This window comes from Arachnia sp. (assembly GCF_057238465.1).
In genome coordinates this window covers 20904-34396 of record NZ_DBHHFZ010000007.1, presented here as the reverse complement: position 1 = coordinate 34396, position 13493 = coordinate 20904, and the positions used below count along the sequence as shown (strand labels likewise).

The 13493-nt window shown below is 67.4% G+C and carries 7 protein-coding genes; all 7 read left to right on the top strand.

The features are described 5' to 3' along the window. Positions 1-110: 110 nt before the first annotated feature. Genes ACO6D6_RS08560 through ACO6D6_RS08530 form a run of 7 tightly spaced genes read left to right on the top strand, consistent with a single transcriptional unit; the run spans position 111 to position 13493 of the window. On the top strand, positions 111-5990 hold the full coding sequence (locus tag ACO6D6_RS08560; protein ID WP_484784845.1) for an Ig-like domain-containing protein: 5880 nt from the start codon (positions 111-113) through the stop codon (positions 5988-5990). 25 nt (positions 5991-6015) lie between these two features. Next, complete coding sequence (locus ACO6D6_RS08555; RefSeq protein ID WP_484784844.1) at positions 6016-6984, top strand: AAA family ATPase; 969 nt, start codon at positions 6016-6018, stop codon at positions 6982-6984. A 7-nt stretch (positions 6985-6991) separates the two neighbouring features. Further along, positions 6992-8194, top strand: a complete 1203-nt coding sequence (locus ACO6D6_RS08550; protein WP_484784843.1) for a DUF58 domain-containing protein — start codon at positions 6992-6994, stop codon at positions 8192-8194. Continuing rightward, positions 8191-10461 (top strand): transglutaminase TgpA family protein, encoded by a 2271-nt coding sequence (locus tag ACO6D6_RS08545; protein ID WP_484784842.1) that lies wholly within the window; start codon positions 8191-8193, stop codon positions 10459-10461. Before ACO6D6_RS08550 ends, ACO6D6_RS08545 begins: the two co-directional genes overlap by 4 nt. After that, complete coding sequence (locus ACO6D6_RS08540) at positions 10451-11455, top strand: FHA domain-containing protein (RefSeq protein ID WP_484784841.1); 1005 nt, start codon at positions 10451-10453, stop codon at positions 11453-11455. Before ACO6D6_RS08545 ends, ACO6D6_RS08540 begins: the two co-directional genes overlap by 11 nt. Then, positions 11452-12258 carry a PP2C family protein-serine/threonine phosphatase gene (locus tag ACO6D6_RS08535; protein WP_484784840.1) on the top strand — a complete coding sequence of 269 codons (807 nt, stop codon included), beginning with the start codon at positions 11452-11454 and terminating at the stop codon, positions 12256-12258. The genes ACO6D6_RS08540 and ACO6D6_RS08535 overlap by 4 nt, the downstream gene beginning before the upstream one ends. After that, positions 12255-13493: an FHA domain-containing protein gene (locus ACO6D6_RS08530; RefSeq protein ID WP_484784839.1), complete on the top strand. Its 1239-nt coding sequence runs from the start codon at positions 12255-12257 to the stop codon at positions 13491-13493. Before ACO6D6_RS08535 ends, ACO6D6_RS08530 begins: the two co-directional genes overlap by 4 nt.

Here is a 13493-nt window from a genome sequence, read left to right as displayed (position 1 = left end):
GAGTTGCGCAACCGATCATTCGCCGCAGGGTGGAGAGTGGAGTAACCGCGTTGCTCGTGCTTGCCCTAGGGGGATTCGCGTTCGCGCATCAAGGCATCCCGGCCGAGGAAGTGGATCTGAATGACGGCGGGGTGTGGGTGACCAACACCGCCCAGGGAATGGCCGGACATCTGAACTACCAGTCGCGCGTCATCGACGGCGGTCTGAACGCTCCGACACGCGACTTCGATATCTCCCAGGAGGGCAACCGGGTCCTGCTGCAGGACAAGGCAGACAAGGCCGCCAGGACCGTTGACACCGCGACCCTGACGCTGGGTAACCGAATCGCCACCGGGAACCTGGAGTACAGTCACGGCGCGAACACGGTCTTGGTGGCGGACACGGACGGCGGCAAGGTCTGGGCAACCAGCCTGGATCGGTTAGCCGATTTCTCCCCTGGCGCCGCCCCGCTGCTGGAGGGCGTCGATTCCCCCCACGTCGTGGTGGGTCGTGACGGTGTCGGTTTCGTGGTCGATGAATCCGGGGTCATCACGAGGATCACCGGCTCCAGCAACCATTTCCAGGCCGAGCCCAGCGGCTCCCTTCCGCAGGGCATGACATCCAGCACCCAGCTGACGGTGGCGGCCAACCGGCTGGTGGCCGTCGACGAGGGCCGGATCCAGACGGCGGGCTCCAGCATCGATGTGGCCGAGATCACCGCGGGTTCCCTGGCCCAGCAGCCCAGCCTGGAACGCGACCACGTCAGCGTCGCAACCCCCGAGGCGCTGCTCACCATCCCGCTGGGCGGCGGAACCCCACAACGCACCGTGGTGCCCTCCGGGAAGCCGGCGGCTCCGGTGGATGTCGCGGGTTGTGTCTACGGGGTGTGGTCTGGTTCCGGCGCCCACGTGCGCGACTGTCCTGGAGAATCCGACGACGTCAACGACGTCAACGACACCTTGGCCACCAGCAGCGGCCTGGTGTTCCGGGTCAGCCGCGACATCGTCGTCATCAACGACGCGGCTGGCAACATTTACCTGCCGAACGAAAACATGGCAATCGTCAACGACTGGGACAACGTGAAGTCCCAGATCGAGAACCAGAACCAGACCGACGAGCAGCAGACCGACGAGAACCAGCGCGAACGGGCCAACGAAAGCAACGCCAAACAGGAACCCCCCGTCGCGACCGACGACAACCTGGGTGCCCGTCCCGGTAAAAACACCACTCTTCCGGTGCTGCTGAACGACATCGACCCCGACGGCGACGTGCTGACGGTGAAACTCGTGGACGTCCCCGACAACGTGCAAGTATCGCTCGGCCGGAACGGTCGTTCGATCCAGATCTTCCTGCCCCCCGAGACCACAAACCCCGCGACGTTCACCTATCAGGCCTTCGACGGGGAGGAGCTGTCCAACACCGCCACCGTGACGGTGACCCCCACATCGGACAACGGGGAACCCCAGCTGGCACGCAAGAACACCGTCACCATGACCGAGCGGGCGACGGTGGAGTACTCGGCCCTGCCCGACTGGACCGACCCCGACGGCGACCCGATCTACCTGGTCAACGCGACAGCAGACGAGGGCTTGGCCGTCACCTTCCGCCAAGACGGCTTCGTCTCGGTGCGCGACCTGGGAACGGCCGGACCCGGCTCCCGGGAACTGACCCTCACGGTCTCCGACGGAACCACCGAGGCCACCGAGAAAATACCCGTTCAGGTCTCCTCCGGCTCCACAAACCTACCGCCGGTGGCCAATGCCGACCACTACGTGGTCAACGTGGGGGAGCAGGTGCTGATGCGTCCCCTGAGCAACGACTCCGACCCCAACGGCGAGGCCCTCATGCTCTCGGACGTGGGCAAACCGGCCGCGGACGAAACCCTGGAGGCAGACTACGAGAAGGCCGAGGCGACGTTTTCCTCCACCCGCGTCGGCTCCCACGAGCTCACCTACGTCGTCTCCGACGGACCGAACGCATCCAGCGGCAAGATCCGCGTCGATGTGCAGGACCCCGCGACCATCGACCCGAAACCCAGCGCCCAGGACGACCTCGCCCTGCTGCCCTCCGACGCCCCGGTGCTGGCGAACGTCCTGGACAACGACTCCGACCCACTCGGCGGGGTTCTGGCGGTACAGTCGGTCTCCGTCGACGCAGGGCAGGACATCACCGTCGAGGTGAAGGATCACTCGACGCTGCGCATCTCGGCGTCCAAAGAGCTGAGCGGCCCCCGCACCTTCTCCTACACCGTCTCCAACGGCCGCGAGTCGGCGACCGCCCGGGTGGTGGTGCTGCCGCAGCCGCCCCGGTTGAGCAACCAGCCCCCCGTGGTCATCGACGACACCGCAGTGGTGCGGGCCGGCGACATCGTGGCGGTTCCCGTGCTGTCGAACGACTACTCACCCACCGGCCTGGAACTGGATGTCGCCCCCGAGGTGGACGTGCGCGGCGATTCCAGCCTGGGTGAGGCCTTCGTCTCCGGTGACCTGGTGCGTTTCCGCGCCGGGAGCACCGCGGGCAATACCACTTTGGTCTACACCGCGCGCGACTCCGCCGGGAACCACGCCAGCGGCAAGATCGACATCGCCATCCGCGCCCGGGAGAGCGCGAACCAGAAACCCACCCCGCGTCCCGTCACGGGCCGGGTCTTCGCGGGCGCGGAGACCACGGTGGCGGTGTCCATGAACGGGGTCGACCCCGACGGCGACTCCGTGGAACTCGTGGAGGGTTCCTCCCAGGCTCCCAAACTGGGCAGCGTCAAGATCGAGGAGGGCTACCTGACCTACAGCGCCGCCCACGGCTCCAAGGGCACGGACTCGTTCACCTACCAGGTGCGGGACCGGTTCGGCGCCACCGGTGAGGCCAGTATCCAGATAGGCGTCGTGCCGCCGCCGAGTATCAACCAGCTCCCCGTGGCGGTGCCCGACCAGGTGACGGTGCGTCCCGGGCGAACCGTGGAGATCCCCGTCACCAGGAACGATGTGGATCCCGACGGCGACGAGATCCGCATCATCGCGGGCACCGCCAGAGCCCAGGCCCCTTGGGAGGCCGACCTCGAGATCGTCGGGCAGGATGTCAAGCTGGTCGCACCCACCGAACCAGGCATCTACAAGTTCAGCTACGGCATCACCGACCGCGGCGGGGCTTCCGTGACCGGCTACGGCACCCTGATCGTCGACGAACAGGCACCGCTCAAACCGCCGGTGGCGGTGGACGACCGGCTTCCGGTCTCCAAGGTTCTGGGGAAGACCGAGGTCGAGGTTCCCGTGCTCAAGAACGACAGCGACCCCGACGGCAGCCAGGACGACCTGCGGATCGAGGTCGAGTCCCCGGGAGTCGTCGAATCGGGACAGGTCCGGGTACCGGTTTCCGACGACCCCCAAGTACTGCTCTACACCATCACCGACAAGGACGGCGGCACCGCCCGCGCCGCCATCTTCGTTCCCGGGGTCGCGAACGTTCCCCCCACCCTCAACCCCGAGACGGTTCCCGCCAAGGTGAAGGCCGGCCAGACCCTGCACGTCGAGCTGTCCGAGCACGTGTTGACCCGCCGTGGCCACTCGCCGAAACTCACATCGGGGGAGTCGTTGGTGGTCGGAACGGGCGCCTCCGCCAAGGTCGTCAGCGACACGGTTATCGAGTTCACCCCCGACGCCTCCTTCTACGGCCCGACGACCCTCGCCTTCGGGGTGCACGACGGCGAGAGCCTCGACGACCCGAACGGTCTGCGATCCACCCTCTCCCTGCCCGTCGAGGTGGAGGCCTCTGGCATGGTTCCCCCGGAGCTGCGTCCCTCACAGGTTACGGTGGCCAAGGGGGAGCAGGCCAGCGTCAAGCTGAGCGACATGGTCAATGACCCCGACCCCGGGGACAACGAGGCGATGACCTATTCGCTGGTCTCCGCCCCGGAAACGCTGAACGTGAAGGTCTCCGGGAAGGAGATGCAGATCTCAGCCACCGCCGAGGCCCCGCTCGGCGATGCGGGAGAGGTCGTGGTCCGGGTGCACGACGGAAAAACCGACCCCTTGGAGATGAAGATTCCCGTCACCGTGGTGGGCACCACACGGCCCCTCATGACCACGACGGAGCTCATCGCGTCCGATGGGCGCGTCGGTCAGGTGAAGGTCTTCGACCTCACCACCGCCATCACGAACCCGTTCGCCGACCAGGGCGGGGCCATCACGATCAGCGGCGCCACCGCACGGCAGGGAAAGGCCGAGGTCTCGGTCAACGGCACCGACCTGTCCGTGACACCCACCGAGATCGGCACCGTCGTGGTCAACTACACCGCATCCGATGCCACGGGGGACGCTTCCCGGCAGGTCACGGGGCAGGTCACGTTGATGGTCAAGGGCACCCCGCTGGCACCGACGGACCTGACCGCCCGGTCAGACGTCTCCCGCACCGTTGAGTTGGCCTGGGCCCAGGGCGACCTGCAGGGCGGATCCCTGGACCACTTCCAGGTCTCGTGGAACGGAGGCAGCCAGAACTGCGGAACCGTCACCAACTGCCGCATCACCGGACTCACCAACAACACCGACTACACCTTCACGGTCACCCAGGTCACCGAGGTCGGAACCTCCGAGCCCTCGAACCCCGTCCAGGCGCATCCCGACGTGCGCCCGAACCAGCCGGCGGTACCCACCGCCACCGCTGGTGACCGGGAGATCGCGCTCAGCTGGCCCGCCACCCAGGTGCCCGACGGGGGTTCACCGGTGGAGAAGTACAACATCCAGGTCTCGCCCGGGATCGGTGGACAGACGGCGTTCTTCACCAGCGACACCTCCCACACCTTCACGGGGCTGACCAACGGCACCGCGTACCGGTTCCGCATCCAGGCCGTCAACCGCTACGCGGACAACAACGTGGCCCGCGAGGCCGACTACCTGTGGAGCGACTGGTCCACCGCCGAGGTTCCCGCCGGAGCGCCGTCGGGGCAGGGCGCACCGACGGTGAGCATGAGCCGGGCCACCGCCGGGGTGACGCCGCGGGCGTCGCTGTCCTGGAGCAAGCCCTCGAACGTCAACGGCGATGACAACCTCATCTATGAGGTGACCGAGAGCACCTCGGGTCAGGTGGTGTACTCGGGCCAGGACACCCAGACCACGGTAAGCATGAGCACCGACTCGAACGACAAGACCTTCACCGTGCGTTCCACCAACAAGTCCAAGAAGTGGAGCGACCCTTCCCCCACCTCGAACGCGGTGCGTTTCTACCAGCCACCCGGCACCCCCATCGGTTTCTCGTTGAAACCCACCGGGGTGCCCAACCAGGTGACGTTCTCCTTCACCGCCGGGGCCGGGAACGGCGCCCGACCCGACGAGATCAGCTACCGGTGGAACGCCAATGGCGCGAGCGGCACCGTAACGAACGGCCAGACGGTCACCAACGGCGTCTTCGTCAACGGGCGCGACGTCCAGGTCTCCCTAACCCCGGTGGCCAACGTCAGGGGTGAAACCACCGAGGGGGAGTCCGCGACGGCCTCCGTGAACACCTACGGACCACCGTCGGTTCCGAGCATCTCTGCTTCCGGCGGCTACCAGTCGGTGACCTACAGCTGGAGCGCTGACATCAACAGCGGAGGCCGCAGCTCCACGGTCACCATCGACAACCAACAGGTGGCCGCCAGCGGCAGCACCACCCGCGAGGGCCTGGCCCCCAACAGCCAGGCATGCGCAACGATCACCATCACGAACTCGGAAGGCCAGCACGTCACCAACCAGGCCTGCGGCACCACCTGGCCTGCTCCCGTGGCCAGCGAACGCAGGGGGGCGACCAGCACCCTGTGTCCCCGCACCTGGGGAAGCTGCAATGTCTACGAGGTCCAGTTCCGGCACTACAGGCCCAACAGCGTGGTGGAATGCCACCTGCCGAACACCACCGGCGAGAACGGCTACACCCAGATCCGGATGGACGCCAACGGTTCCTGGGGCTGGGGCCAGTACAAGAACTGGGTGGTCGGCCAGCAAGACATTTCCGGTGACATCACCAGATATTGCACACAGAAGTGACCAGCGAGAAGGAACAAGAACAACCATGACAGTGACCCCCGAGCACGCCGCCTGGTTCGCGGACACCTTCACGAAACTCGCCGAGAACGTGGGACAGGCGCTGCTGGGAAAGGCATCCGTAATCCGGCTGGCACTCACCTGCATGCTGGCCGAGGGGCACCTCCTGCTGGAGGACTCCCCCGGAACGGGCAAGACCGCCCTCGCACGCGCCATCGCCGCCACGGTCCAGGGCAGCCACAGCCGCATCCAGTTCACCCCCGACCTGCTCCCCTCCGACATCACCGGCGTCACCATGTACGACCAGTCGAAGAGCCAGTGGGAATTCCACAAGGGTCCGATCTTCGCCAGCATCGTCCTGGCCGACGAGATCAACCGCGCCTCACCGAAAACCCAGTCGGCGCTGCTGGAGGTGATGGAGGAGGCCATGGTCACGGTCGACGGGGTGCGCCACCCGGCGGGTCGTCCCTTCATGGTGATCGCCACCCAGAACCCCATCGAGCAGGCTGGCACCTACAAACTGCCGGAGGCCCAGCTGGACCGTTTCCTGATGAAGACCAGCGTCGGCTACCCCGACCGTGCTGCCGCGTCACAGATCCTGCTGGGCGCGGCGCAACCCGACCGGTCGAAGTCACTGACGGCGGTGATCTCCCAGCAGGCCGTCAGCGAGATGAGCGACCTGGTCAAGGACAACTACATCGACCCCACCGTCATCGACTACATCCAGGACCTGGCCGAGGCAACCCGTCAGGACAAGGACACCACGATCGGGGTGTCCACCCGGGGCGCGATCGCCATGGTGCGGGCCGTTCGCGTCTGGGCAGCCGCCCACGGCCGCAATTTCGTCATGCCCGACGACGTGAAGGACCTCGCGGCCCCGGTGTGGACGCACCGGGTCATCATGTCTCCCACCGCCGAATTCGCCGGCTCCAACGCCTCCCGGGTGATCACCCGGGCGTTGGACTCCGTGGTGGCACCTGCGAATCGGGCGGGCTGATGGGATCGTGAGGTTCAGGGCGTTCCGGGAACAGGCACTGACGCTGTGGCGGAGAATCCGCGGCGCCAGTTTCATCGCTGCCGTCACCCCGCTGGGCTGGGCAACGCTGGGCGTCGGCGGGGTCTCCGCGTTGATCGGCTGGTCCCACGGCTGGCTGGAGTTTCGTGGACTCGCCTTCCTGGCTCTGGTGCTGTTGATAATCGCGGTGCTGCTGACGCTGCGACGACCCGCCCACGATGTGACGCTGGAACTGCACCAGCCGCGGGTCCCCATCGGGGAACCGGGGTTGGGCCGGGTGTTGCTGCGTGGACGTCCCGGCGGCACCCCGGCCACCACCATCGAGCTCCCGGTGGGCAGGGCGGTTGCGCGGTTCCGGGTCACCGCCCTGGGAGAGAACGACGAGCACGAGGAGCTCTTCAGCGTCCCGACCCGGCGCCGGGGGGTCATTCCCATCGGCCCGGTACGCGCGGTGCAGGCGGATCCGGTGGGTCTGATCCGTCGCACCAAGGTGTTCAGCGACCCCATGGAACTGTTCGTCCATCCCCGAATGGTGCCGGTGGAGCTGGCAGCCGTCGGTTTCCTCAAGGACGTGGAGGGCATCACGACCGCGAACCTGTCGAGTTCCGACGTCAGCTTCCACGCCCTGCGTGACTACATCCCCGGCGACGACCGCAGGTCCGTGCACTGGCGCACCACGGCCCGCACTGGGCGCCTCATGGTCCGTCAGTTCGAGGAGACGATGCGCGCCCACCTCCTGCTGGTGCTGTCCACCCTGCGTGGCGACTACGCGAGCGAGGACGACTTCGAGGCCGCGGTCAGCGTGACTGCATCGCTGGCCGTGGCCGCGTTGCTGGAGGACCGGCAGGTCAGCCTGTACACCTTCGAGGGGCCCGTGGCCTTCCCGAACGCGATTGGGGTGCTCGACGAGCTGTGCCGGGTGGGGTTGATCGACAAGGGCCCCGACCTCAGCCAGGTCGTGCTCCGGGCAGGACACGACACCCCGGGGGCGTCGGTGGCGGCCTTCGTCACCGGGGGTGTCGACCCCGTCGAGTTGCGGTCCGCGCAACTGGTGTTGCCGCTGCAGATCAAGACCTTCGCGCTGCGCGTCCAAACGGGCCTGGAGTTGGCGCGACGGCAACTCGGCGACCTGACCGTCATGGACGTGTCGCTGCTGGACCAGCTGCCCTTGGCATTGCGGGGCCTGTCGTGAAGGCCTCCGGGTTGCGTTGCCTCGGGATCTGGGTCCTGCTGCTCCCGTCGGTGGTGGCTCTCCAGCCGGCCTTCGGGGGCTGGCCCGGTTTCCTGCCCGGAATGGCCGGGATCACCTTGGGCGTGCTGGTCGGCTATCTGGCGGCCCGGTTCAGGTTCTCGTTGCTCTTCACCGTCCTCACGACGCTGATCGTCTACCTGTTGTTCGGGGGCGCGGTGGCCCTGCCACGCACCACCGTCGCCGGGTTCGTCCCGACCCCGGACACCCTCCGTCGTCTGGTGCTGCTCAGCGTCCAGGGCTGGCGTGACCTGTTGACGGTTGCCACCCCGGCCGACGACTTCACCGGTCCCGCCGTGGTGCCGTGGCTGTTGGGCCTGGTGGGGGGAGTCGTGGCGGTGACCCTGGCGGCACGCACCCGCGCCGTGTTCTGGCCCTTGTTGCCGGCCCCGGTGCTGTTGGCCGTGAGCATCGCAATGGGTGTGCACACCGCGCCGACCGCGACGTGGCTCGGGGCCGCCCTCGGGGTGTGCATGCTGGGGTGGGTGTGGCTCCACCAGCTGGCGGCCCAGCGCGCCGACAACGCCGACATCCTCGTGAACTCCCGGGCCGAATCGTCGCAGACGCTCCGCCGGGCGGTGGCGGCGCTGGCGCTGTTCGGGGTCGGGACCTGTGCCGCGATCACAGCCACGGGTATCACCGGAGTCGATGCCAGACGCGATGTGCTGCGCGACCACATCGCACCCCCGCTGAACCTGCGCAGCTATCCCTCCCCGCTGATGAGCTACCGCCGCTACGAGGTGGACCAGAAGGACACGACCCTGTTCACGGTCACCGGCATGCCACCCGGGGCCCGGCTGCGGCTGGCGGTCATGGACACCTACGACGGCAACGTGTTCAACGTGTCCCAGGACGCCAACCACTATCTGCGCACGGGCCGCAGCATCACCCAGGACATCGACACCGACACGAGCCTGCAGGTCTCGGTGGGCGAGTACAACGGGGTCTGGGTGCCGCTGGCCGGGTCGCCGCGCCGGCTGGAGTTCTCCGGTGACCGGGCCGATCTGATGGCCGACGGCACCTACTTCAACCAGAACGCGCAGCAGGTCCTGGCCACGGCCGGGGTGGGTTCCGGCGACACCTATCGGCTGGAATCATCCGTGACCCCGGAACCCACTGAGGAGCAACGGGCGGCACTGGGCGCCACCAATTCGGGAAGCGTCCCGCTGGCCAAACTGGAGCGGGTTCCCGAGGTCATGTCGATGCTGGCCGTCGAGTATGCCGCGGGCAAGTCCACCCCCTTCGAGCAGATGGTGGCCATCGAGACCAAGCTCAGGGCCGACGGTTACTACTCGGACGGCTCCAAGGACAGCAACCGCTCCCGGCCCGGGCACACCACCGAACGACTGTCCACGATGTTCCAAAGCCCGATCCTGGTGGGCGACGACGAACAGTACGCCACGGCAATGGCCCTGATGGCGAACCAGCTGGGGATCCCGGCCCGGGTGGTGCTCGGTTTCTACCCGGAGGAGAACCCTGGGGATGTCTGGGATGTGAAGGGAACCGAGGCCCACGTCTGGGTGGAGGCCAACTTCGCCGACGTCGGCTGGGTAAGTTTCAACCCCACCCCCAACCGTGACAAGCAGCCCAACACCGAGCTCCCCAAACCCAAACCGAAACCCAAACCGCAGGTGGATCCGCCGCCGAACCCGCCGGAGAAGTTTCCCGAGGAGCCGGTCATCCCGGATCGGGAGGCCGATGACAGGGACGGCGACGAAAACTGGAACATCAACTGGGGGCTGGTGTTCGCCACGCTCGGCGTGGTGGGCGGGCTCGGGGTGCTCTCGTCCCCGTTCCTGGTGGTGCTGGGGTTGAAGATTCACCGGGCCGGGCGTCGCCGCAACGCCCCCAAGGTCCAGGACCGCCTGGTTGGAGCCTGGGACGAGATCGTGGACCAGGCACGGGATCTCGGGTTCCAGACCGCGCGGAGCAGAACCCGTCGCGAAACCGCAGCCGAGTTGCAGCGCATCCACCCGGATATCCCCCTCACCCAGACGGCGGAGCAGATCAACGTAGCCGTTTTCGGACCCGCCCCACCCGAGGCCCCGGTGGCAGAACTGGCTTGGCGGGCGGCCGCTGACATCAGACAGGAACTGGTCAAGGACCTTCCTTGGTACCGCCGGGCGTTGGTGGCGTTGTCGCTGCGTTCGCTGCGCCGGACGAAGGTGGAGCCCAAACCCGAACCGGAGGAGGAACCCCGTGGCGAGTGAACCGATACCCGACCTTTTCAAAGGGGCCACGGTCACCACCATCCGGCGGGCATCGGCCCGCGTCCTGCTGGCCCTGCCGGAGGCCATCCTGGCGGGGATGATCGTGCTCCAGCTCCGAGTGAGGATCGATGACGCCTGGTTGGTGCCCTGCACCGCGGTCTTCGGAGTGTGGTTCTTGATCAACACCGTGCTCCTGCTGTTCCAGTCACGCACCGTCCCAGCGACGATGCTGGGCTTCGAGTACCGATCGGTGAGGACCGGTCAGCGCGCCGGCGGCAAGGCGTTCCTGGGGCGGCTGCTCACGACCCTGATGTTCTACGCAAGCCTGGGTGTCATGGGTGTCGTGCTGTCTCTCACCCACCGGAACGGGCAGTCGCTGGTGGATCGATGGCTGGGCCTGGTGGCGGTGCATCCGAAGCAGATCCGTGATGCCTTCGACCCGACCGCTCTAGCCCCCAAGGCTCCCCCGGCGCGGGTGCAGCAGGTCACCATGCCCGGCATGGTCTCCTCTCCCCCGGTCGGCCCCCAGCAACCCGGTTCGTCGCCCGGCGTGATTGTCGCCTCCCCGTTCGCACCACCCCGGGCGACGCCCTCGCCGTCGTTCCCGGTCGCGACACCACCGGCCCCGGTCGTTGATGAGACGGAACTGGATGCGTGTCTCTGCACCCCGGAGGAAATCACCATCCAGCTCGACGACGACACGCTCCTCACCCTGGATGCCCCGGTGGTTCTCGGACGCAATCCCGTCGCGCCCGAGGGTTTCCGGGAGGCCCGGTTGGTCGACTTGGAGGACCTGTCGATGAAGCTGTCGAAGACCCACATCGTGGTCGTGGCGGAGGGGGGAAGGGTCAAGGTCAGGGACATCGGTTCCTGTAACGGGGTCGTCTTCGAGTTGAACGAGACGAAGATGAGGATCCCCCCACAGCAGGTGATTGAGGTTCCCGGCCAGGCGACGGTGCATTTCGGTGGTCGCTCATTCAAGGTCGTGTCATGATCCCCCCGGGAACCGATGTGGACCGGCCGAGATTCGAGGTGCGCCACGGCGGCCGCTCCGACCGGGGACAGGTGCGACCCCGCAACGAGGATTCGTTCCTGGCCGCCGCTCCCTACTTCCTGGTAGCGGACGGAATGGGCGGGCACTCCAACGGCCAGGATGCCGCAAGGGCGGCGGTCGAGGCCTTCCGCCCCCCAGCAGGACTGACCTGGGCCACCTCCGACGGGGTGATAGATGGCGTCAACGCGGCAGCAGCAACCATCCGCAGGCTCTCGGGAGAGGGACGTCCCCCCGGCAGCACCGTCGCCGGAGTGGGGCTCAGTCTCCAGTCCGGCCATCCCTGCTGGCTGGTCTTCAACGTCGGTGATTCCCGGGTCTACCTGCTGCGCCGGGGCTCGCTGACCCAGATCACCACAGACCACTCCGTGCGCTACGAGGGACCGGGCACCGCCAGCCGAAACGTGATCACCCGCGCGTTGGGGGCCGGGCTGACGAAACCACTGCAACCCGACCAGTGGCTGATCCCGGCGCAACCGGGTGACCAGGTGTTGATCTGTTCCGACGGGCTCTACGCCGACCTCGCGCAGCATCTGATGACGGCGATCCTGCTGGAGGGCACCGATCCCCAGCGGAAGGCCGATGCCCTGGTGGATGCGGCGAACGCCGCCGGGGGAAGGGACAACGCGACGGCGGTGGTCGTGGTCGCCGACGAGGTGTTTCCGGCCTTCGGTGCGCTCACGGAAATCGACGAGGCCACGCTGCGTGACGACGAGACCGCTCAGGAGGAGGAGCTGATTCCATGACCAAGCGATGGGCCCCCGGAACCTGCAGGCTGCTGGCCTGGGAACGGGGCATGGCGCTGCTGGACAGCAGGATCAGTGACGAGCAGGCCGAAAAGCTCTGGGAGGCCGTGAGGCACGAGGCGGGGCTCGAAACCTTCCTGCAGGTCCTGATGGAGACCACGGGCGCCGGACTGTTGAACATCCCACCTTTTGCCGTGGCGATCCTGGACGAACGCGGAGCCCACGTGGCCGTTCGCGGGTCATGGTTGGTGTCGGTCCACACCGGGGAGCGTGAGATCCGGCTGAGCGGTGAGGACATCACCACTTGGGAGGAGAAGCTGGTGGTGGGGGCCGTCGCAGCGGAGTTGCAGGCCCCGGGCGCGCACGAACGAACCCTGCCGCTCGTGTGCGGGATCGTCGACGGGGACCGGGTCGCGTGGTCCGCCGGTACCGGATCACCGTCCCCTGCAAAACCCCCGGCCCACGAGGAGGATCAGGGCCCCGGCCAGGACACCGGGGAGGCGGCCGTGATGATCACGGTCCCCAAACGGAACCTCCCCGCCCCGGCACCAGACCCGGCGCCCGGAGGGCACACCACCCTGTCCGAACCCGCCGACCCGCCCCCGGAGGCATCCCGGGCGGCCCCCGAGAGCCCCTACTCCCACCTGTGGGATGAGTCGGAGGCGGTGGAACCCGAAACTGACGGGAGGGACGAGCAGAGGGACACCACAGGTGAGCTGCGTGACGGTCTGACCGTCGCCGATGACGTCGAGATTCCGATCGCCACGTTTCCCGAAGCCCACGGGCCGCAGGTCCTGGCGGTCTTCTGTGCCGGGGGTCACCCGAACCCCCCGCAGCGGATCCAGTGCTACCAGTGCGACGCACCCATGGGCGAGCAGCAGCCCCGGCTGGTGGAGCGACCGCAGCTGGGCTGGTTGCGGATCGCCGGTGGCGAGACGGTGCCGTTGCGCGGTCCCGTGGTGGCGGGCCGCAACCCCAGGACCACGGCCCTTCCGTCGGCGGAGCCACCGCGTCTGATAGCTCTGCCCCACCGTCACATCTCCAGCAACCACATCGCCTTCGTCCTGGAGGGCTGGTCGGTGCTGGTCCGCGATCTGGGGTCCAGCAACGGCTCCTACCTGCGGCGTCACGGAAACCCACCCGTCCGGTTGCCGGAGAACGACACCCCTCTGGTTCCGGGGGACGTGATCGATCTGGGGCACGGGGTGTTCATCAATCTGGATCGGATCCCCTGA